The following is a 21,266-nucleotide window of genomic DNA, read 5'->3' on the forward strand; positions in this document are numbered from 1 at the left end:
GGCGGCCCCGTGCTTCAGCCCTTGAAACGCTTGCGCGTGAGCGCCAGCGCGATCCAGAACGCCGCCACCGCATACACCGCCAGCACCGCCGCGTGCAGCCACCATTGCGCCGGCCACTGGTCCATGAAGAGCGGGCGCACCAGCATCACGGCATTGGTCAGCGGCAGCCAGGCCGCCACCGCCTTCACGGCGGCCGGCAGCTGCTCGAGCGGGAAGAACACGCCGCTCAGGAACATCATCGGCGTCATGAACAGCGTGAAGTAGTAGGTGAAGAAGTCGTAGCCCTTGGCCAGCGCGTTGAAGATCAGCGCGATCGACGAGAAGGTGATGCCCGCGCCGATCAGCACCAGCCACGCCACGATCAGCTTGGGGCTGTGGCTGATGCCCAGCCCGAGCATCACGAACAGGATGGCCGTGACCGTGAAGATCGACTTGAACGCCGCCCACAGCATCTCGGCCAGCACGATGTCGTCCAGCCCGACCGGCGCGTTCATGATGCCGTCCCAGGTCTTCTGCACATGCATGCGCGAGAAGGCCGAGTACAGCGCCTCGAAGCTGGCCGCGTTCATGGCGCTCATGCAGATCGAGCCGCTCGCCAGGAACAGGATGTAGGGCACCTTCACGCCGTCCACCGCCACCTGGCCCACCAGCGCGCCCATGCCGTAGCCGAAGGCCACCAGCCAGATCAGCGGCTCGGCGATGTTGCCGATCAGGCTCGGAATGGCCAGCTTGCGCCACACCAGCAGGTTGCGCAGGAACACGGGCCACCAGCGCAGCGAGATCTCGGGGGCGCGCCACACGGAGGGCGAGGGCGGCGCGGCGGTCGTGGTTGTGGTTGTCGTCGTGTTCATGGTCTAGCCGTCCTCGCGGATCTGGCGGCCGGTGAGCTTGAGGAACAGGTCCTCCAGGTTGGCCGGCCGGTGAAAGGTGCGCAGGCCGCCGTGCTGCGTGAGCGCGTCCAGCAGGCGGCGCGCGTCCTGCGTGTAGAAGAACACGGTCTCGCCGCTGACTTCCACGCGCGCGGCCATGGCCTTGAGCTCGGCCGACTCGGCCAGCGACAGCGCGCCGTTGCCGTACACCTCGACCACGTCGGGCTCCAGGTGCTCGGCGATCAGGTCGCGCGGCTTGCCCTCGGCGATCTTGCGGCCGTGGTCGAGCACCAGCAGCCGCGAGCACAGGCGCTCGGCCTCGTCCATGAAGTGCGTGGTCAGCAGGATCGACTTGCCCTGCTGCAGCAGCACCTGCAGCCGCTCCCACATCAGGTGGCGCGCCTGCGGGTCGAGGCCGGTGGTGGGCTCGTCGAGCAGCAGCAGCTTGGGGTCGTTCACCAGCGCGCGCGCCAGCGACAGCCGCCGGCGCATGCCGCCCGACAGCTCGCCCGGCTTGGCGTCGGCCTTGTGCGAGAGCGCCGCGAACTCCAGCAGCAGCGGCACGCGCTCGCGCACCTGCGCCTTGCCGAAGCCGAAGTAGCGCCCGTACACCACCAGGTTCTCGGCGCAGCTGAAGTCGGGGTCGAGCGTGTCGAACTGCGTGACCACGCCCAGCTGCGCCTTGATGGCCAGCGCGTCGCGCGGCATCTGCAGGCCCAGCGCGGAGATCTCGCCGCCGTCGGGCGCGGTGAGGCCCAGGCACATGCGGATGGTGGTGGTCTTGCCCGCGCCGTTCGGGCCGATCACGCCCAGGCATTCGCCGGGCGCGATCTCGAACGACAGGTCGTCGACGACCGTGGTGTCGCCATAGCGCTTGCGCAGATGGCTGACCTGGAAAAGAGGAGGGGGAGTGGGGGAGGGGGAGGCTGAAGGCGGCACGCGGCCATTCTGACGCAGGCCCGCGGCGCGCGTTTTGCTCGCTTCAATCGATGGACAATCCGCCGATGTTCAGAGCAACTTCACGCGGCGCCGCGCTGGCGGCGTTCGCTGCATTCACGGCGCTGGCCACGTTGGCCGCCACGCCGCCGGCTTCGGCGGCCCCGCCCGGCGCGTCGAAACGCTGCGAGGCGCTGCACGCCGTCGCCAACGAAAGCCCGGGTTTCATGCCCCGTCGCGGTGCGGTCGTGACCGGCACCGGCCGGGCGCACCTGCACAGCGCGCCCGACGCCGGCTGCGACAGCGGCAAGTTCCTGGTGCCGAACGACCGCGTCACCGTCTACACGCCGTACAAGGAGTGGGTGCAGGTGATGTTCATCCACCCGAAGACGGGCGAGGACACCATGGGCTGGATGCTCGACAGTCGCTTGAAAACCACGGGCACGATGGGCCCTCCTTAAGGTCTACCGATTTCACGCGGCAACGGCACAATCGACACCCAATTGCATTTCGCGGTGGGAGGGCCAAGGATGCTGCGTTTCGTGTTGGCGCTGTCGCTCCTGGCGGCGCTGGGCGCCTGTGCGCCGTTCCACCGGCCGCTGGCGGCCGCGGACCGGGGCAAGGTCCAGGAGGTCGACGTGCGCGTGGTCGTCGCGCAGGAGAGCTTCATGTTCTCCGCGCAGCCGCCCGGCGTGAGCGCGGCGCTCGGCGGCGGGCTTGTCGGCGCGCTGATCGACTCGTCGGTGCAGCAGTCGCGCCAGAAGGACATGAGCGCCGAGGTGCAGGCCATCGTCGGTCCACTGCTCGACTACGACTACCGCGCGGAAGCCGCCAGGTCGCTCGAGGCGGCGCTGTCCGAGCCGACCGCCTTCCCGCTGAAGATCCGCTCCTCGCAGGTGCTCGCGGCCATGCCGCCGAAGGCCGAGCAGGAGGCCCGCATCGCCGCCACCAGGGGCGGCCCCGCCTACATGGTGCTGTTGCTGCAGTACGCGCTCGAGCCCGGCCTGGGCGCCTTCACCACGCGCACCTCGGCGCTGCTCTGGCAGGACGGCCGCGCCGAGCCTAGCTACCGCGCCGCGGCCATCTTCCAGACGCCCATCGGCGGCACGGCGCGCAACGCCGTCATCCGCCGGCTCACGGCCAACGACGGGCAGGTGCTGCGCGCCGTGATGCGCGAGTCGCTCACGCAGACGCTGCACGCGGTGGCCATGGACATCGCCGGCGCGCGCGGCACGGGCGTGAAGACCGCGCGCTTCAACGTCAACGGCTCGTGGGTCACGCTGGCCGGCCAGAGCTTCGACGAGCAGCCCGGCCGCGTGCTGTTCCGCGACCAGGACGGCGCGATGTACTCGGTGCGGAGCGCGGCGCCGTGAAGCCGTTGCCGAACTCGCTGCCGAGGCCTTGGCCGAAGCCGTTGCGCTGGAGCGGCGCCGCGCTTGCATTGGCCTGCGCCCTGCCGGGCCTGTCGCATGCGGTGACCGAGAGCGAGCCGCTGCCGATGGTCTTCGAGCAGGCGCCCGACCCCGCCGAGCGGCCCGACGGCGTGCCTGCCGCGTCGCCGCGGCTCGTGCGCGGCTGCACGCTGTACCTGCCGGGCGTGGAGGACGCGCGCAGCAACAAGGCCAACGCCGGCAACCTCACCGTGATGCTGCCGACCGTGCACGCCACGCCCCGCTCGGTGCAGTCGCTGCGCAGCGGCGACGCCACGGCCTGGACGCGCGGCGCGCTGCAGTCCACCGGCCGCTACGGGTTCCAGACTGTGTTCGGCGCGCCGCCCATGAACGCTGGCTCGAGCACCGGTGCGCGGCAGGTCACGGCCGACGTGGCGCTGCGCCTCGCGCATGCGTGGTCGGCGGACCTCAACCTGGTCTCGCACGTCGTGCTCAAGGTCGGCTACCGCCTGCCCGGCGGCCAGGCCGCCGTGCGCCAGTACCACGGCATGGGCACGCGCACCAACTTCGCCAGCGGCAACGGCGAGTTCATGTCGGTGCTCAACCTCGGCCTGGAGGAAGCGGTGCACGCCATGGCCGCCGACGCCGCCGCGCTGTGCGACGGCAAGCCCTTGCCGGCACCGGTGGCCGTGCCATGAAGGACATGCTCGAACTGCACCTGACCTGCGGCACGCTGCAGGACGGACAGATCTCGCTGTTCGTCTCGCTGTGCGAGCAGGTCGGCCTGCGTCCGCTGCTGATCGACTCCCACCACGGCGAACCGATGTGGCAGCCCTCGGCCACGGCCTGGCTGCGCGCCGACCTCGAGGAGGCCAAGGCCGAGGCCATGGCGCTCGCCCAGTGGCTGGCGCGCGCGGGCATGGCCGTGCTGGGCGTGAAGGTCGATGCGCGCGTGAGCGAGGCGCAGCGCCTGGGCCGCCCCGGCCAGTACTTCGAATGGCGCGGCAAGCTGCGGCCGGTGTCGGGCCTGCATGAGCTGTCGGCGCTGCGCACCCTGTGCGAGGCGCACGGCGCGCAGCTCTCGCGCGACGGCCTGCGCGAGGAAGCCGACACCTGCTTCGTGACGCTGCGCGGACGCGCCTCGCTCGCGGAGTTCAGCGCCGGCGTGGACGCGCTCACCGGCCACCTGGCGCAAGACGGCTGGCCGCTGCTCCAGCAGGACAGCGAGCTCTGCCTGCACGACAGCCGCGAGCCGCTGGAGCCCGACCTGTTCGCAGCCTACGTGCTGCCGCCAGCGCAACCCACCTAGAGCCTGAGCCCGCTGAACTCGGCCTTCATCCATTCGATGAACGCCCGCGTGCGCGCCGGCAGCAAGCGCGCGTTCGGGTAGATCACGCTCACCGGCCGCGGCGGCGGCTCGAAGTCTTCGAGCACCAGCGCGAGCCGCCCCTGCGCCACGTGCGGCAGCACTTGGTACGAGAAGAACGAGCCGAAGCCCATGCCCGCCGCGCAGGCCTCCACGGCCGGCGCCAGGTGGTTGAACTCCAGCCGGTTGTCCGGCGTCACGCCGAGGGTCTTGCCGCCTTCGCGGAACAGCCACTGCGCGGGTGCGCCGATGAGCCCGCGCACCGAAGGCGCGCCTTCCAGGTCGCGCGGATGGCGCGGCGTGCCGTGCGCGGCCAGGTAGGCGGGGCTCGCGGCCACCACGCGGCGGATGCTGCCCAGCGTCTGCGCGACCAGCGAGGAGTCTTCCAGCGGGCTGATGCGGATGCCCACGTCGATGCCTTCCTCGAGCAGGTTCACGGCGCGGTCGTACAACCGCACGCTGCAGCGCACCTTGTCGTGGCGCTGCATGAAGCGCACGATGGCCGGCGCCACGTACATGTGGCCGAACAGCACCGGCGCGGTGATGGTGAGCTGCCCCGCCGGCTCGCGCGCCTCGGCCTTCAGCGCGAGGTCGGCGGCGTCGGCCGCCAGCAGCACCTCGCGCGCGCTCGGCAGGTAGTGGCGGCCTTCCTCGGTGAGCGACAGCCGGCGCGTGGTGCGGTGGAACAGGCGCACGCCCAGGTGCGCCTCCAGCGCGGCGAGCGCGCGCACCACCGCGGGCAGCGAACTGCCGAGCGCCTCGGCGGCGCGGGTCAGGCTGCCCTGGTCGGCAATCTGCACGAAGGTCTGCATGGCCTTGAAGCGATCCATGGCGCGATTAAACCGGAAAACGCAGCAGTCAAATACATAAACGGCTATTCATTCATTCGGCGCAAGAGAGAACAATCGGGGCAACGCCCCCGCCATCGCCTTGCATCCCGAAAAAGGAAGTCGCCCATGACCGCCGCCGCCCCCGTTCAGCCCATCAAGCTCTACAGCACCGCCCTCTCGGGCCACGTGCACCGCGTGCGCCTGTTCCTCACGATGCTGGGCCTGCCGTTCGAGAACATCGAGCTCGACCTGGGCAAACGCGAAAACCGCACGCCCGAGTTCCTGTCGCGCAACCTGTTCGGCCAGGTGCCGGTGATCGACGACGGCGAGCTCACGCTGGCCGACTCCAACGCCATCCTGGTCTACCTCAACGAACGCTATGCGCCCGACCCCGCGCGCTGGATGCCGCGCGACGCGGTCGGCGCGGCGCGCGTGCAGCGCTGGTTTTCGGTGGCGGCCGGCCCGCTGGCGTCGGGCCCCGCAACCGCGCGGATCATGGCGCTGTTCGGGCGTGCCACGGACCCCACCCACACCGCCGGCATCGCAGATACCGTGCAGCGCGCGCACGCGCTGCTGTCGGTGATGGAAACGCACCTGCAGCAGCAGCCGTTCCTCGCAGGCGCCACGGCCACGCTGGCCGACATTGCCAACTACGCCTACGTGGCGCATGCGCCCGAAGGCGGCGTGTCGCTCGACGCCTATCCCAGCCTGCGCGCCTGGCTCGCGCGCGTCGAAGCCTTGCCCGGGTTCGTGCCGATGGTGCGCACGCCCATCGGCCTCGCGGCGGTCGCATGATCGCCGCGCCCTTCCATGCGGGCGAGCGGGCGCTGCAGGCGCTGGCCGGCTCGCGCGAGCAGATGGAGGCTGTGGGCTCGCGCGTGATCCGCGACTTCCTGCCCGAGCAGCACCGCGCGTTCTTCCAGCAACTGCCCTTCGTCGTGGCCGGCAGCATCGACACCGAACTGCAGCCGTGGGCCAGCGTGCTCGCGGCGCCCGCCGGTTTCATGCACTCGCCCGATGCCATGCACCTGCGCATCGACGCGTTGCCGGCAGCCGGCGACCCGCTCGCCGGGCAACTGAAGCCGGGCGCCACGCTGGGGCTGCTCGGCATCCAGCCGCACACGCGGCGGCGCAACCGCATGAACGGCACCGTCGAGGCGCTCGACGCCGCGGGTTTCACCGTCGCGGTGCAGCAGAGCTTCGGCAATTGCCCGCGCTACATCCAGGCGCGCGAACCCGAGCTTGCACCGGCGCATGCCAAGGCCGCGCCGGTGCAGTGGCTCGACAGGCTCGACCTGGCGGCGCACCGCCTGATCGGCAGCGCCGACACGCTGTTCATCGCCACCGCCTATCCGAACGAAGTGGCGCAAGGCGACGAGGCCGATGCGAGCTCGCACGGCGTGGACGTGTCGCATCGCGGCGGGCGGCCAGGCTTCGTGCGCATCGACAGCGACGGTGACGCCGACGTGCTCACCGTGCCCGACTTCAACGGCAACCAGTTCTTCAACACGCTCGGCAACCTGGCCGCGCACCCGCGCGCGGGGCTGCTGTTCGTCGACTTCGACAGCGGCGAGCTGCTGCACCTGGCGGTCACGTCCGAGATCGTCTGGAACGGCCCCGAGGTGGAGGCCTTCGAGGGCGCGGAACGGCTGATGCGCTTTCGGGTGACGCATGCGCTGCGCCGGCCCGCGGCGCTGCCGCTGCGCTGGGGCGACGCGCAGTTCTCGCCGCACCTGTCCGGCACCGGTCAGTGGAACAGCGGAATGCGCGTGTTGACCGACGGCCGGTAGAGCCAGCCGCGCCGGCGCAGCGCATCGAGGTCGGGCGCGCGGCGCAGCAAGGCCTCGAGCCCGGCGGCGGCCAGCGTGCAGGCCAGCGCCTGGCCGGGGCACGCGTGCATGCCGTGGCCGAAGCCGAGCATGCGGCGCCTGGCGCGCACGCGCATGAAGCGGTCGGGGTCGGGGTTGAACGACGCATCGCGGTTGGCGCTGGCCAGCAGCACCAGTACGGCGTCGCCCGCTGCGAGCGGCGTGCCCGCGAGGGTGACCGGTTGGGCCACGAAGCGGCGCGTGTTGTGCACCGGCGGATCGTGCCGCGCGGTTTCCTCGACGACGGCCTGCAGCCCGTCGCGCGTGCGGGCCGCCGCACGCAGCGCGGGCTCGCGCACCAGCGCGACGAGGCTGTTGCCGAGCAGGCCGGCGCTCGCATCGCAGGTCTGCGACAGCAGGCCCACCAGGTTCGCGAGCAACGAGCGCGAGGGCGCGGCGCCTTCTGCCGACCCGTCTGCCAGCGCGCCTGCCATCGTGCCGTCCATCACGCCGGCCAGCAGCGTGCCGTGCCGCGGCGTTGCGCCCGCGACCAGCACCTCGAAGCGCGTCATCAGCGCGCCGGCCGCCGCACTGGCCTGCTGCAACTGCTCCGCCGTGGACAGCGGCGACAGGCAGGCCACGAAGTCACGCATCCATCGCTCGACCTGCGGCAGCGCGTCGTCGGCGAAGCCGAGCAGGTGCGCCACGGTCTGCACGGGCACGGAGAACAGCGTGTCCGACAGCGCTTGCTGTGCAGGCACGCGCTGGGCCACGAGCAGCGCCGCTTCCCGCACCGCGTTCAGGTCGAGCCCGGCCAGCGCGCGTTGCAGCGCGGGCCGGTGTGCCGGGTGCGCCGCGCCGTCGTTCATGCGCACCAGGTGGCCGAACACCTCGCCGGCCGCGCTGCCCACGATGGCGCGCGGCACCGGCTCGGCGGCGGGCCGCACGCGCAGCGCGGCGTGCGCCTGCAGCACCTGCTCGACCACGTCCGCACGGCTGGCGACCCACAGGCGCAGCGTGTCGTTCCAGGCGAGCGGTGGGCCTTCGCGCAGCGCGGCGTAGTACGGGTACGGGTCGGCATGCGTGACGGCGGCGACCGGGTCGGCGGGAAAGTCGTGGGTGGCTGGGTTCATGGACCGCAGTGTGCGATCGGCCGTGCCGCCACACTTCGCCCGCGAACGAAGTGTGGCGTGCGCCACCGTCTTAGGATGCGCCCATGGACACCCTTGCCACCTCCGCCGACTTCCACCTGGCCCGCCTGGCCGGTGCCATCGCCGAGCCGGCGCGCGCGCGCATGCTGAGCTGCCTGATGGACGGCCACGCGCGCACCGCCACCGAGCTCGCCACCGTGGCCGAGGTGGCCGCGTCGACCGCGAGCGCGCACCTCGCGCGGCTGAAGGACGAGCGCCTGGTCGAGCTGCTGGTGCAGGGCAAGCACCGCTACTTTCGCCTCGCCAACGACGACGTGGCCGCCGCGCTCGAAAGCCTCATGGTGGTGGCCGGCGCGCCGCGCACGCCGGAGTTCAAGCCGAACACGCCGAGCCGGCTGCGCAGCGCGCGCACCTGCTACGACCACATGGCGGGCACCGCCGGCGTGGCGCTGCACGACCGGCTGCATGCGCAGGGCTGGCTCAGCGGCCTGCAGAGCGGCTCTTACGAGCTCACGACCGAAGGCGCCGTCGCGCTGGAGAGCCTGGGCGTGGAAGTCGACACGGTGCGCCGCTCGCGCCGCCGCTTCGCCTGCGCCTGCCTCGACTGGAGCGAGCGCCGTCCGCACCTGGGTGGCGCGCTGGGCGCGGCGTGGCTGCAGCTGTCGCTGCGCCGGGGCTGGGTGCGCCAGGAGCTCGACGGGCGGGCGCTCACGCTCACGCCGAAGGCGCAGCGCGAGATGCCGGAGCTCTTCGCCTGAACCGGAAGCGCAGGGGGCGAGGTGTCGTGCTCAGGCCTTGAGCTTGAGCAGATAGATCAGCGGGCCGGCCATGGCCGTGTCCAGGTCCAGGAAGCTCTCGAAGTCCTTGCCCGCCATCCAGTACGCCTCCCAGTTGTTGCGCTTGATGGTCTTCTGCCAGAGGTCGGCCGCGGTGGCGCGGCGCACGGCCTCGAGCAGCACGGCGCGGCGCTCTGCGGGCACCTTCTTGCCGGTGAGCACGCCGCGCCAGTTGGCGAGGTCGGCGTCCACGCCCTGTTCGCGCACCGACGGAATGCCCAGGAACGGCCGCTTGGACGACACGCCGATGGCGCGCAGCTTGCCATTGGCCAGGTGGTCGCTGAATTCGCTGTAGCCCGAGATGCCCGCGGCCGCCTTGCCGGTTTCCAGCGCCTCGACCACCTGCGCGCCGCCGGGGTGCGCCTGGTAGACCAGCGCGGCGGCGTTGCCGGCCACGCGCGCCAGCATGCCGGCGTACATGTGGTCCACGCCGCCGGCCGAGCCACCGGCAATGACGGTCTTCGCGGCGTCCGCGCGCAGCTGGGCGATCAGGTCCTTCGGCGTCTTGATGGGCGAGTCGGCCTTCACGGCCACCACCTCGTAGTCGCTCGTGAGCCGTGCCACGGGCGCGACCTGCGCGATGGTCACGGCGGGTTTCTGCAGCGCCACCGCGCCGACCATGACCATGCCGCTCATCAGGATGGTGTCGGGGTCGGCGTCGTATTTCTCGACGTACTTGGCCAGGCCGATGGTGCCGCCCTTGCCGCCGATGTTCTCGTAGCTGATCTCGCCGACGGCACCCGAGGCCACCATCGCGGCGCCGAGCGCGCGGCCGGTCTGGTCCCAGCCGCCGCCTTCGTTGGCGGGAATCACGATGCGCAGCTTGGGCACCAGCTGCGGCTCGGCCGCGCCGGCCACCGCGGGCCAGAGCGCGGCGGGCATCACGCCGGCGGCGGCGGCCGACGCCATCCATGCAGCGAGGTGGCGGCGGGAAAGGCCGGCAGGCACGTGATGCGGCATTTTGTTTCCAGTTGTCTGTAAAAGTAACCGGATGATGTCCGAAAAACGTGTCAACTCCGCGGGTTTTCGGATAAGGGAAAACCCGCAGGAACGGGCCGCGAACCCTTGCGGCTCAGGCCTTCAGCTTCAGCAGATAGATCAGCGGCCCAGCCATCGCGGTGTCGAGTTCGAGGAAATTCTCGAAATCCTTGCCCTCCATCCAGAACGGGTCCCAGTTGTTCTGCTTGATGGTTTTCTGCCACAGGTCGGTGGCGGTGGCGCGCCGCACCACCGTCAGCAGCGCCGCCTTGCGGTACGGCGGCACCTTGCGCCCGGTGAGCACGCCGCGCCAGTTGGCGAGGTCGGCGTCCACGCCCTGTTCGCGCACCGACGCGATGCCCTGGAACGGCCGCTTGGACGACACGCCGATGGCGCGCAGCTTGCCACTGGCCAGGCCTTCGCTGAATTCGCTGTAGCCCGAGATGCCCGCCGCGGCCTTGCCGCTGTCGAGCGCCTCGACCACTTCGGCGCCGCCCGGGTGCGCCTGGTACACCAGCGTCTGCGAGGCCTCGGCCACGCGCGCCAGCATGCCGGCGTACATGTGGTCCACGCCGCCGGCCGAGCCGCCCGCGATGACGGTGTTGCCCGCATCGCTGCGCAGCTGCGCGATCAGGTCCTGCGGTGTCTTGAGAGGGGAGTCGGCCTTCACGGCCACCACCTCGTAGTCGCTGGTGAGGCGGGCGATGGGCGCCATGCTGGCCATCGTGACGGTGGGCTTCTGCAGCGCCACCGCGCCGACCATCACCATGCCGCTCATCAACATCGTGTCGGGGTCGGCATCGTATTTTTCGGCGTACTTCGCCAGCCCGATGGTGCCGCCCTTGCCGCCGATGTTCTCGTACACCACGTTGCCCACCGCGCCGGAGGCCAGCATCGCGGCGCCGAGCGCGCGGCCCGTCTGGTCCCAGCCGCCGCCTTCGTTGGCGGGAATCACGATGCGCAGCTTGCTGCTGAGCGGTGCGTCGGCGGCGTGCGCGGCACGCGGCCAGAGGGCGGCCTGCCCGCTGCCGACGGCTGCGGCCGAGGCCGCGATCCATGCCGAGAAGCTGCGGCGGGAGAGGGGAACGGAACGCGACTGGGTCATCTTTTTTCCGGTTTCTGTGGGGTAAACCGGATGATGTCCGCGAAACGACGCAATCAGCGTGCCTAAGCGGCAGGACAAACCCTGATGGTGCCTGTCCCCTGCGGCACACCCGCCGACGGGCCCGAAGGCACGGCTGGAGCCCTTCTTCTTACTGTCTTACTGGAATGCCACCTCGGCAAAGCTGCGCAGCTTGCGGCTGTGCAGCCGCGAAGAGCCCTCTTCGCGCAGGATCTCGATGGCCCGCATGCCGATGCGCAGGTGCTGCTCCACGCGCTCGCGGTAGAAGTGGTTGGCCATGCCGGGCAGCTTGATCTCGCCGTGCAGCGGCTTGTCGCTCACGCACAGCAGCGTGCCGTAGGGCACCCGGAAGCGGAAGCCGTTGGCCGCGATGGTCGCGCTTTCCATGTCGAGCGCCACAGCGCGGCTCTGGCTGAAGCGGCGCTGCGGCTGGTTGCCCGGCAGCAGCTCCCAGTTGCGGTTGTCGGTGCTGGCCACGGTGCCGGTGCGCATGATCTTCTTCAGGTCGGGGCCTTCGTAGCGCGTGACGTCGGCCACGGCCTTTTCCAGCGCGAGCTGGATCTCCGACAGCGCCGGAATCGGCACCCACAGCGGCAGCTCTTCGTCGAGCACGTGGTCCTCGCGCACGTAGGCATGGGCCAGCACGTAGTCGCCGAGCTGCTGCGTGTTGCGCAGGCCGGCGCAGTGGCCCAGCATCATCCAGGCGTGCGGGCGCAGCACGGCGATGTGGTCGGTGATGGTCTTGGCGTTGGCCGGGCCCACGCCGATGTTGGTCATGGTGATGCCGCTGTAGTCCTCGCGCACCAGGTGGTAGGCCGGCATCTGCGGCAGGCGCGGCGGGGCGGTGCCCTGGCTGCCGTCCAGCAGGTGCGCGAAGGTTTCGCTCGCGCCGGCCGCCAGCCCGCGCCGGCGCGTGATGACGTTGCCGGGTTCGACGAACGCCACGTACTCGCTGTTCTCGTCGGCCATGGCCTCGTGGCCCAGGCGCACGAACTCGTCGATGTAGAACTGGTAGTTGGTGAACAGCACGAAGTTCTGGAACCACTCGGGCGCGGTGCCCGTGTAGTGGCGCAGGCGATGCAGCGAGTAGTCCACCCGCGCGGCCGTGAACAGCGACAGCGGCTGCGCCTCGCCGTCGCGCGCCTCGTAGGTGCCGTTGGCAATGCCGTCGTCCATCACGCCCAGGTCGGGCAGGTCGAACACGTCGCGCATGAGCGCGCGGCGCTCGTTGCTCATCGTGCCTTCGATGTGGTCGTTCTCGGCAAACGAGAAGTGGATGGGAATGGGCTGCGTGCTGGTGCCCACCTCGATCTCGACCTGGTGGTTTTCCAGCAGCAGGCGGAACTGGTCGAGGTAGTAGCGCGAGAACAGGTCGGGCCGCGTCAGCGTGGTCTCGTAGCGGCCGGGGCCGGCCACGAAGCCGTAGCTCAGGCCGGCATTGGCCGGCGGCGTGTGGCGCGAGACGGTATGGGTGTGCACCCGCACGAAGGGGTAGCAGGCCCGCACCCGGCCCGGCAGTGCTTCGCCGGCAACGAAGCGCAGCATCGATTCGCGCAGGTGGGCGAGGCCGCCGTCGTAGATGGCCTTGACCTGTTCGAGCGCGGCGGCGGCATCGGTGAAGCGGGCGGGAGCGACAAAGGTGGGCATGTAGGGCATGGCGGCATTGTGCAATGCCCGCTGTGTTTGCCTTGGGCCGTGTTGGGGCCGTAGTTCAGGGCGGCGCTCACGCCGACGGGGTGCCTTGCTCCGCGAATGTCCTCCGGCCTTCGGGCTACCGCACCTCCCCCTTTGTTTCGCAGCGCAAGGCACCCCATCGGCGTGAGCGTGTTCAGAGCCGTGTTTGATCGAGCGGAACCACCGCCGCGTCCATCGTGCTCAGGGCACCGGGTGCTCCCCGCAGCGAAATAAAGGAGGAGGGGCGCAGCCCCGGGGGACATTCGCGGAGGGGAGTACCCGGTGGCCTGTGCACGCACCCCGAACGGCTCCCCGAACGGCTCCCCGTCCAACTCAAACCCATCAGCCCAGCAAGCACCCCAGCACCTTGCCCAGCATGTCGTCGACATCCGTGGCCTGCACCGCCCCGGGCAATTCGACATCCCCGTGCATCACGAACACCGGCTTGCCCCACTTCAACCCCATCGCCATTTCCGACAACGTGCCCATGTTGCCGCCGATGGCGATCAGGCACACGCCGCTGCGCGCGATGATGCCGTTGCGCATCTCGCCCATGCCCGTGGGAATGGCCACGCTGAGCCACTCGTTGGCGTTGCGGTCGTCCTCCTCGGGCAGGATGCCCACGGCAATGCCGCCGGCTTCCACCGCGCCGCGCGAGGCCGCGGCCATCACGCCGCCGCGTCCGCCGCACACCACCGCCATGCCCGCGCCGGCCAGCGCGTGCGCCACCGCATAGGCGGCCTCGCACTCGGCCGGCCCGCCGTCGCCCGGGCCCAGCATGGCCACCGGCTGGCGGTGGCGCTCGGGCCCCCACTGCTTCTGCGCCAGGCGCGTCAGCGCCTCAGTGACCGGCGCCGACAGCACCGCGCTCGCGCCTTCGCGTAAAGACATCGCCCACTCCCATCACGATCACACACACCACCATCAGCACCAGCGACAAGGCCGCCGCCACCGCGAAATCGGAACCCCCGTCGCCCACCTGCGCCAGCAGCATCAGCGGCAATATGTTGAGCTGCGTGCCCACCAGCGCCAGCGCCGTGCCATACGTGCCCATGGCAATCGCGGCCACCATGCAGGCGTTCGACAGCACCGAGGGCATCACCTCGGGCACCACCGTGTCCCAGAAGGCCCGCGCCCTCGACGCACCCAGCGTGCGCGCCGCCTGCGCCGGGCGCAGGTCGAGGTTGGCGAACACCGGGTACAGCGACAGCGCCACGCGCGGAATCAGGTAGTAGGCATAGGCGAAGCCCAGGCCCGACACGCTGTAGATCCAGCTACCGATGGCCGCCGGGTCCGCACCCAGCCCCGCGAGCAGTTGCGTCACGAACCCCGCGCGGCCGAAGGCCAGGATGAAGCCGTACGCAATCACCAGCCCCGAGAACGCCAGCGGCAGGCCCAGCAAGGTCATCATCCATTGGCGCCGCGACGCGGGTTGCCGCGCCAGTTCGATCGCGATGCAGGTGCCCACCAGCGCCGACACCGCGCCCGCCGCCAGCCCGAGCGCCAGCGTGTTGCGCAACGCCCCGAAGAACAGCGGGTTGCCGAACAGCCGCCCGAAGGCGCTGCCGCCCTCGCCGAAGGCTTCGGGCAGCAGCGCCGCCAGCGGCACCGCGAAGAACAGCGCCATGAAGGCCCATGCGGGCCAGGCGCCAAAGCGTCGCATCACGTTCCTTCGAGCCTTCTTACTTGCCCAGCGCGGCCAGCGCCCAGAGCTTGTCGACCTCGGCCTTGCGCTCCGACGCCTTCACCACGTCGAGCGGGTGGATCTGCGGCGCGGGCGGCATCTTGGCGGCCACGTCGGCGGACAGCGGCGTGCCCGGCACGGCCGGGCGCACGAAGCCCTGCGCGAACAGCGACTGGCCGGCCTCGCTCATGATGAAGTTGAGCCACAGCTTGCCGGCGTTGGGGTTCGGGCCGTTCTTCACCAAGCTGATGGCATAGGGCGCGGCCACGCTGGCTTCCTTCGGGATCACCACCTCCACCGCGTCGCCCATGCCGTCGACGTGCTTGGCCTTCAGGCCGTCGTTCTCGTAGCTGATCCACACCGGGATCTCGCCCTTCAGGAACTTGGCGTACGGCGTGGTGCCTTCCACGCGCAGCACGTTGCCGGCCGAGTGCAGCTTGCCCAGGTAGTCGGTGCCGGGCTGCACGTTGTCCACGCTGCCGCCGTTGGCGTAGGCCGCGGCGAAGGTCAGCACCTGGCCGATGCCGGTGGAGCGCGGGTCGAGGTAGACCACCGTGCTCTTGAACTCGGGCTTGAGCAGGTCGGCCCAGCCGGTGGGCACGTTCTTCACCAGCTTCTTGTTCACCAGGAACGCGATGTTGAGCGTGTGGATGGTGAACCAACGGCCCTCGGCCTCGCGGAACACCGGCGGCAGCTTGTCGAAGTTGGCGGGCTTGAAGGGCGCGACCACGTCCTTCCTGGCCGCGTCGACGCCCGAGGCCGCGAAGTAGTAGGCCGTGTCGGCCTGCGGGCGGCGCTTGGTCTTCTCGAGCGCGACCACAGTGGCGGCGGAGCCGATGTCGTTGTAGGTCAGCTCGATCTCGGGGTAGCGCTTCTTGAAGGCGGCGAACAGCGACTTCCAGTTGGCCCACTCGGGGCCGGTGTCGAAGGAGACGCACAGGCCTTCCTTCTGCGCCTCGGCGTACAGCGCCTTCTCGCCCGCGTAGAGCTCGGGGCCGTCGAAGGCGAAGGCGGTGCGCGCCGCGAGGGTGGCCAGCGACAGCACGGGCAATGCGCCGGCGGCCTGGATCAGATGTCTGCGTTGCATGGTGGCTCCTTGAAGCGGGAAAGTTGAAAGGGTCAGTGGTCGAGCAGGCGGAGGTGTTCGGGCGCGATCGCAATCGCCTCGGCGGCCGGCAACGCCGACTCGGCCAGGAAGGGCTTGCCCGCTCCCGGCACCTCGAAGTCGTAGCGCGTGAGCGCGCCCAGGTAGCGCTGCGCGCCGGTGCGGCCCGCGAGGCGGTTCACCGCGTCGGGTGCCGGGTCGGGGCGGATGTGTTCGGGGCGCACCAGCACGTGCACCTGGGCGCCATGGGCGCGCCGGCCCGTGGGCGCGGCGAGTTCGGCAAAGCCCAGGTCCAGCCTGTCGGCGCTGCTGACCCTGGCCGGCAGGATCGTCGAGAGCCCGACGAACTCGGCCACCGCGCGGCTCGCGGGGTTCTCGTAGATCTCGCGCGGCGTGGCGATCTGCAGCAGCCGGCCGTCTTTCAGCATGGCCACGCGGTCGGCCATCACCAGCGCTTCTTCCTGGTCGTGCGTGACCAGCAGCGTGGTGGCGTTGAAGCGCTGTTGAATGGAGCGGATCTGGTCGCGCAGGTGGCCGCGCACGCTGGCGTCGAGCGCCGACAGCGGCTCGTCGAGCAGCAGCGCACGCGGGTCGATGGCCAGTGCGCGCGCCAGCGCCACGCGCTGCTGCTGCCCGCCCGACAGCTGCGCGACGGCGCGCTGCGCGTAGTCGCCCAGGCCCACGATGTCCAGCAGCTCCTGCGCGCGCTGGCGCCGCTCGGCGGTGGCCACCTTGCGCAGCTTGAGCCCGTAGGCCACGTTGTCGAGCACGCTCAGGTGCGGAAAGAGCGCGTAGCTCTGGAACACCATGCCGATGTGGCGCTGGTGCACCGGCGTGCGCGACATGTCGTCGCCGCCCAGCGCAATGCGCCCCGTGTGGCCCGTTTCCAGGCCCGCCACCAGCTTCAGCAAGGTCGACTTGCCCGAGCCGCTGGGCCCGATCACCGCGACCAGTTCGCCCGCGCGCACGTCGAGCGACACCTCGTGCAGGCCGTGCGTGCTGCCCGGGTAGTTGTAGCTGACGTTGTCGAGGAGGAGGCTCATGGTCGGCTCACGGTCGATTCATGGTGGTCAAGCGCGCTGCTTCACCAGGGAGGAAGAGAGAAGCGCCGACGCGCCCGCCAGCACCAGGAGGATCACCGTGGCCGCGCAGGCGAAGCCCGTGGCGCCGTAGAAGGCCTGCAGCAGCACCACCGGGTAGGTGCGGTTCTGGAAGCTCGTGAGCAGGTTCGACACGCCGAACTCGCCCACCGAAATGGCCGCCACCATCACCAGCCCGCTGATCAGGCTCTGGCGCAGGCTGGGCAGCACCACGCCGGTGAACTGCTGCCAGCCCGAGGCGCCCAGCGTGGCCGCGGCCTGCTCGAGCCGGCCCAGGTCGAGGTGGCGCAGGTCGGTCAGCAGCGTGTTGGTGAGGTAGGGCAGCGTGAGGATCGCGTGCGCCGCGATCAGCAGCGGCATCGAGCCCAGCCAGGGCGCGAGGTCGGTGTTGAACACGATCATGTAGCCGAAGGCCAGCGTGATGGCGGGCACCGCCACCGGCGTGGCGCTCACGATGCGCGCCGCCAGGCTGCCGCCGCGCCGCGCGCCGTGGTACAGCGCGTAGGCCAGCGGCAATGCCAGCACGGTGTTGATGGCGCAGGCCGCCATGGCCACCACCAGGCTGCTCACGAAGGCCTTGCGGAACGAGGTGTCGAGCCACAGGTCGACGTACCACTGCCCCGTGATGCCCGTGGGCAGCAGCGTGTTGGTCCAGTTGCCGCCCAGGCTGCCGATCATCAGCAGCACGATGGGCAGCAGCAGGTACAGGCCGTAGATGAGCGAGATGCCGCGAACCAAGGTTGTCTCCAGTGTCATGCGCGCCCGGCATACTTTCCGGATGCGCTACTGTCTGCGCAGAGCGTGCCGCAGCGATGTCCCGAATTCTAGGAAGCGCATGCGTACCTATGGGTGAAAGTTGGATGACGACACTTGAGCAATTGGAAAACGTTTTTCACGCAGCTTTCACACGGCGCAGCCATGTGCAGCGGGGCCGCGCATGAAGCGCGACTGCCCCACCATCCAGGAGCTGCTGGCCTTCGATGCCGTGGCGCGGCACCAGAGCATCACGCTCGCGGCCGGCGCGCTGTGCATCACCGTGAGCGCGGTCAGCAAGCAGATCGCGGGGCTCGAGGCCTTCCTGGGCCGCGAGCTGCTGCAGAAGAACGGGCGCGGCGTGCAGCTCACGCCGCAGGGGCGCGTGTACTGGCAGAAGATTTCGGGCGGGCTGCGCGCCATCGAGACCGCGACCTTCGAGGCGCGCTCGGGCGACGCCGGCGCGGGCCTGCTCACGCTGGCGAGCGTGCCCACCTTCCTCACCAAGTGGCTCATTCCGCGCCTGCCGGCCTTCAGCCAGAAGAGCCGCCACGTGATGCTGAGCTTCAGCCGCCACCTGGAGCCCAGCGACGGCATTCCGGCGGGCGTGGACGCGGCCATCCGCTACGGCCCCGACGGCTGGCCGGGCGTGGTGTCCGAGTACATCGCGGGGCGCGAGTTCGTGCTGATCGTGGCGCGCTCGCTGGTCGAGGGGCGCCACCGCATCGCGCAGCCCGCCGACATCCTCGGCCACACGCTGCTGCACCACGAGGGCGCGCCCACCGCCTGGCGCCAGTGGGCCGCGCAGCACGGCGTGCCCGAGGTGCAGACCGTGGCCGGCCCGCGCTTCGCGCAGTACTCGGCGCTGATCCAGGCGGCGCTCAACGGGCTGGGCATTGGCCTCGTGCCCAAGCTGCTGGTGCAGGAGGAACTGGCCGAAGGCGCGCTGCTGAGCCCCTGCGGCACGCCGGTGAGCGTGAACCAGGGGCACTACCTCTGCTACCGGCCCGACCGGCTCGACCTGCCGGCGTTCGCGGCGTTTCGCGAATGGCTGCTGGACGAGGGCGTGGCCTCGCGCGGTGTCGAGGTGGAAGCATGAGAAATGAGAAGGCCGTCTTGAGTAACCTCAGGGCCGAACAGACAACCCAGACCCCCGGAGGATGAATCGATGAAAGTTGCAGTCATGGGCGCCGGCGCAGTCGGCTGCTACTACGGCGCCATGCTGGCGCGCGCGGGCCACGAGGTGGTGCTGGTCGGGCGGCCCTCGCACGTGGAAGCGGTCAAGGCCCAGGGCCTGCGGCTGGAGACCCAGGCCTTCGACGCACACGTGCGCATGGCCGCGAGCACCGAGGCCGGCGCGGTGCAGGGCGCCGACCTGGTGCTGTTCTGCGTCAAGTCGACCGACACCGAATCCGCCGCCGCGCAGATCGCGCCGCACCTCGCGCCCGACGCGCTGGTGCTCACGCTGCAGAACGGCGTGGACAACGACGCGCGCGTGCGCTCGGTGCTGTCGAACGACGTGGCCGCTGCGGTGGTCTACGTGGCCACCGAGATGGCGGGGCCGGGCCATGTGAGGCACCACGGCCGCGGCGAACTGGTCATTGCGCCGTCGCGCCGCAGCGAAGAAGTCGCGCGGCACCTGGAAGCCGCCGGCGTGCCCACGCAGATCTCGGGCAACGTGCGCGGCTCGCTGTGGGCCAAGCTCATCCTCAACTGCGCCTACAACGCGCTCTCGGCCGTCACGCAACTGCCCTACGGCGTGCTCGTGAAGGGCACGGGCGTGACCGACGTGATCCGCGACGTGGTGGCCGAGTGCCTGGCGGTGGCGAAGGCCGAAGGCGTGGACGTGGTCGGCGACACCGGCGCCGCGATCCGCGGCATCGCGCAGACCATGCCGTCGCAGTATTCATCGACCGCGCAAGACCTGGCGCGCGGCAAGCTCAGCGAGATCGACCACCTCAACGGGCTGGTCGTGCGGCGCGGCGAGGCCCTGGGTGTGCCCACGCCGGCCAACCGGGTGCTGTTCGTGATGGTGAAGCTGCTGGAAGGCAAGCAGCAGGCGCGTTGACTGCTTCCATGCGCGGAACACCGCGGAGCCGGCTTCGCCGGGCCGCAGGTGTTGCCCCCGGCAGGGGGTTGGAGAAGCGGCACGCAGTGCGCGAAGCCTGGGGGCGAGCCCTTTCCCTTACCCCGGCATCGGCTCGCGCATCGTCACGAACTCTTCCGCAGCGGTCGGGTGGATGCCCACCGTGCTGTCGAAGATCGCCTTCGTCGCGCCCGCGCGCATGGCCACGGCGAAGCCCTGCACCACTTCGCCCGCGTCCGCGCCCACCATGTGCAGGCCGACCACGCGGTCGCTGGCCTTGTCCACCACCAGCTTCATGAAGGTGCGCTCGGTGCTGCCCGACAGCGTGTGGCGCAGCGACTTGAACTCGCTGGAGAACACCGTCACCTCGCCGAACTTCGCGCGCGCGTCGATCTCGCTGTAGCCGCAGGTGCCGATGTTCGGGTGCGTGAACACGGCCGTGGGAATGAACTCGTAGTCGAGCCGGCGCTTGCCCTTGCCGAAGAGTTCGTCGACCACCACCATCGCCTCGGCGAGTGCCACCGGCGTGAGCTGCACGCGGGTGGACACGTCGCCCACCGCGTGGATCGACGGCACCGACGTGCGGTAGTGCGCATCGACCGCGATGGCGCCGCGTTCGTCGAGCTTCACGCCCGCCGCCTCCAGGCCCAGGCCCTGCGTGTTGGGCACGCGGCCGGTGGCGAAGAGCACCGTGTCGGCCTCCAGCTGCTGGCCGCGCGCGAGCGTGACGGTGAGGCCGTGGCCATGCGCGTTGCGCGCGACCGAAGTGACATCGCAGTTCAGCCGCACGTCCACGCCGGCCTTGCCCATCTCGTTGGCGACGAACTGGCGCACGTCGTCGTCGAAGCCGGTGAGCAGGTGCGCGCGGCGGTGCAGCTGCGTCACCTTGGAACCCAGGCCGTTGAAGATCGATGCGAACTCGCACGCGATGTAGCCGCCGCCCACCACCAGCAGGCGCTTGGGGAAGGGGTCGAGGTCGAACATGGCGTCGGAGGTCACGATGTGTTCGCGGCCCGCGATGTCGGGCACGAAGGGCGTGCCGCCGGTGGCCACCAGCAGGTGGCGCGCGGTGTGGCGCTTGCCGCCGATTTCCACCGTGTGGGCGTCGGCCAGCTGTGCCCAGCCGGTGACGAGCGTGACGTCCGAGTTCTTCAGCAGCGAGGCATAGATGCCGTTGAGCCGCGTGATTTCCTTGGCCCGCTGCGACTTGAGGTGGGCCCAGTCGAACTGCGGCTCCTTCAGCGTCCAGCCGTAGCCCGCGGACTCCTCGAACGCTTCGGCGTAGCCGGCCGCGTAGCTGTAGAGCTTCTTGGGGATGCAGCCCACGTTGACGCAGGTGCCGCCGAGGTCGGCGGCCTCGGCCAGGCCGACGCGCGCACCGGTCTGCGCGGCCATGCGCGCGGCGCGAACGCCGCCGCTGCCGCCGCCGATGACGAAGAGATCGAAGTCGAATGTGGGCATGAAAGGCTCCTTGGCCGCCGACTGTAGCGGCGGGGCGAAGGCGGCGCTTTCGGCGGGGCTTAGGGGAATGGCGGCCGGTGCACCGCGCGGCGCACCGGGGCGTGCACGGCGTGCA

Annotated in this window: 22 protein-coding genes; 9 read left to right on the top strand and 13 right to left on the bottom strand. The window is 70.5% G+C overall.

The window, feature by feature from the left end; translation table 11 throughout:
- Positions 1-14: 14 nt before the first annotated feature.
- A complete protein-coding gene (locus BM013_RS34525) occupies positions 15-851 on the bottom strand; it encodes an ABC transporter permease (protein WP_093133669.1) in 837 nt (278 codons plus the stop codon).
- A 3-nt stretch (positions 852-854) separates the two neighbouring features.
- A complete protein-coding gene (locus BM013_RS34530) occupies positions 855-1,808 on the bottom strand; it encodes an ATP-binding cassette domain-containing protein (RefSeq protein ID WP_093133672.1) in 954 nt (317 codons plus the stop codon).
- A 65-nt stretch (positions 1,809-1,873) separates the two neighbouring features.
- Between BM013_RS34530 and BM013_RS34535 the strand changes: the two genes are divergently transcribed.
- The 4 genes from BM013_RS34535 (at position 1,874) to BM013_RS34550 (ending at position 4,505) form a co-directional block, all read left to right on the top strand.
- Positions 1,874-2,266, top strand: a complete 393-nt coding sequence (locus tag BM013_RS34535) for a hypothetical protein (RefSeq protein ID WP_093133675.1) — start codon at positions 1,874-1,876, stop codon at positions 2,264-2,266.
- Between the two features lie 69 nt (positions 2,267-2,335).
- Positions 2,336-3,178, top strand: a complete 843-nt coding sequence (locus tag BM013_RS34540; RefSeq protein WP_093133678.1) for a hypothetical protein — start codon at positions 2,336-2,338, stop codon at positions 3,176-3,178.
- Positions 3,175-3,894 carry a hypothetical protein gene (locus BM013_RS34545; RefSeq protein WP_256221828.1) on the top strand — a complete coding sequence of 240 codons (720 nt, stop codon included), beginning with the start codon at positions 3,175-3,177 and terminating at the stop codon, positions 3,892-3,894. The genes BM013_RS34540 and BM013_RS34545 overlap by 4 nt, the downstream gene beginning before the upstream one ends.
- Positions 3,891-4,505: a hypothetical protein gene (locus tag BM013_RS34550; protein ID WP_256220132.1), complete on the top strand. Its 615-nt coding sequence runs from the start codon at positions 3,891-3,893 to the stop codon at positions 4,503-4,505. Before BM013_RS34545 ends, BM013_RS34550 begins: the two co-directional genes overlap by 4 nt.
- Here BM013_RS34550 and BM013_RS34555 read toward each other — a convergent pair.
- Positions 4,502-5,392, bottom strand: coding sequence for a LysR family transcriptional regulator (locus tag BM013_RS34555; RefSeq protein WP_093133680.1), 891 nt, complete (start codon positions 5,390-5,392; stop codon positions 4,502-4,504). The genes BM013_RS34550 and BM013_RS34555 overlap by 4 nt on opposite strands.
- A gap of 126 nt (positions 5,393-5,518) precedes the next feature.
- Here BM013_RS34555 and BM013_RS34560 point away from each other — a divergent pair, with 126 nt between their 5' ends.
- Positions 5,519-6,187: a glutathione S-transferase family protein gene (locus tag BM013_RS34560; protein WP_093133683.1), complete on the top strand. Its 669-nt coding sequence runs from the start codon at positions 5,519-5,521 to the stop codon at positions 6,185-6,187.
- On the top strand, positions 6,184-7,182 hold the full coding sequence (locus tag BM013_RS34565) for a pyridoxamine 5'-phosphate oxidase family protein (protein WP_093133686.1): 999 nt from the start codon (positions 6,184-6,186) through the stop codon (positions 7,180-7,182). The genes BM013_RS34560 and BM013_RS34565 overlap by 4 nt, the downstream gene beginning before the upstream one ends.
- Here BM013_RS34565 and BM013_RS34570 read toward each other — a convergent pair.
- Positions 7,140-8,333: a cytochrome P450 gene (locus BM013_RS34570; protein WP_093133689.1), complete on the bottom strand. Its 1,194-nt coding sequence runs from the start codon at positions 8,331-8,333 to the stop codon at positions 7,140-7,142. The genes BM013_RS34565 and BM013_RS34570 overlap by 43 nt on opposite strands.
- 83 nt (positions 8,334-8,416) lie before the next feature.
- Between BM013_RS34570 and BM013_RS34575 the strand changes: the two genes are divergently transcribed.
- On the top strand, positions 8,417-9,109 hold the full coding sequence (locus BM013_RS34575) for an ArsR/SmtB family transcription factor (protein ID WP_093133692.1): 693 nt from the start codon (positions 8,417-8,419) through the stop codon (positions 9,107-9,109).
- A gap of 30 nt (positions 9,110-9,139) precedes the next feature.
- Here BM013_RS34575 and BM013_RS34580 read toward each other — a convergent pair whose 3' ends face one another.
- The 8 genes from BM013_RS34580 to BM013_RS34615 form a co-directional block, all read right to left on the bottom strand.
- Entirely contained in the window at positions 9,140-10,147 is a 1,008-nt protein-coding gene (locus BM013_RS34580) for a Bug family tripartite tricarboxylate transporter substrate binding protein (RefSeq protein WP_093133695.1), read from the bottom strand.
- Between the two features lie 112 nt (positions 10,148-10,259).
- Complete coding sequence (locus BM013_RS34585) at positions 10,260-11,270, bottom strand: Bug family tripartite tricarboxylate transporter substrate binding protein (protein WP_177225651.1); 1,011 nt, start codon at positions 11,268-11,270, stop codon at positions 10,260-10,262.
- Positions 11,271-11,426: 156 nt separating this feature from the next.
- Positions 11,427-12,944 carry an AMP nucleosidase gene (locus tag BM013_RS34590; protein ID WP_093133839.1) on the bottom strand — a complete coding sequence of 506 codons (1,518 nt, stop codon included), beginning with the start codon at positions 12,942-12,944 and terminating at the stop codon, positions 11,427-11,429.
- Positions 12,945-13,304: 360 nt separating this feature from the next.
- Entirely contained in the window at positions 13,305-13,853 is a 549-nt protein-coding gene (locus tag BM013_RS34595; RefSeq protein WP_093133698.1) for a TIGR00725 family protein, read from the bottom strand.
- Positions 13,804-14,625 carry an ABC transporter permease gene (locus tag BM013_RS34600; RefSeq protein ID WP_093133700.1) on the bottom strand — a complete coding sequence of 274 codons (822 nt, stop codon included), beginning with the start codon at positions 14,623-14,625 and terminating at the stop codon, positions 13,804-13,806. The genes BM013_RS34595 and BM013_RS34600 overlap by 50 nt, the downstream gene beginning before the upstream one ends.
- A 19-nt stretch (positions 14,626-14,644) precedes the next feature.
- The gene (locus BM013_RS34605; RefSeq protein ID WP_093133703.1) at positions 14,645-15,733 is read right to left on the bottom strand and encodes an extracellular solute-binding protein; all 1,089 of its coding nucleotides are present in this window, start codon (positions 15,731-15,733) and stop codon (positions 14,645-14,647) included.
- Positions 15,734-15,765: 32 nt separating this feature from the next.
- A complete protein-coding gene (locus BM013_RS34610; RefSeq protein WP_093133705.1) occupies positions 15,766-16,794 on the bottom strand; it encodes an ABC transporter ATP-binding protein in 1,029 nt (342 codons plus the stop codon).
- A gap of 27 nt (positions 16,795-16,821) precedes the next feature.
- Positions 16,822-17,607, bottom strand: coding sequence for an ABC transporter permease (locus BM013_RS34615; RefSeq protein ID WP_093133708.1), 786 nt, complete (start codon positions 17,605-17,607; stop codon positions 16,822-16,824).
- 181 nt (positions 17,608-17,788) lie between these two features.
- Here BM013_RS34615 and BM013_RS34620 point away from each other — a divergent pair, with 181 nt between their 5' ends.
- A complete protein-coding gene (locus BM013_RS34620; protein WP_093133710.1) occupies positions 17,789-18,703 on the top strand; it encodes a LysR substrate-binding domain-containing protein in 915 nt (304 codons plus the stop codon).
- 69 nt (positions 18,704-18,772) lie between these two features.
- Positions 18,773-19,672 carry a ketopantoate reductase family protein gene (locus BM013_RS34625; RefSeq protein WP_093133713.1) on the top strand — a complete coding sequence of 300 codons (900 nt, stop codon included), beginning with the start codon at positions 18,773-18,775 and terminating at the stop codon, positions 19,670-19,672.
- Between the two features lie 117 nt (positions 19,673-19,789).
- Here BM013_RS34625 and gorA read toward each other — a convergent pair whose 3' ends face one another.
- Positions 19,790-21,151: a glutathione-disulfide reductase gene (gene gorA / locus BM013_RS34630; protein ID WP_093133716.1), complete on the bottom strand. Its 1,362-nt coding sequence runs from the start codon at positions 21,149-21,151 to the stop codon at positions 19,790-19,792.
- Positions 21,152-21,266 lie beyond the last annotated feature (115 nt).

The sequence above is a fragment of the Variovorax sp. OK605 genome (genome assembly GCF_900115445.1).
In the GTDB taxonomy this organism is placed as follows: Bacteria; Pseudomonadota; Gammaproteobacteria; order Burkholderiales; family Burkholderiaceae_C; genus Variovorax.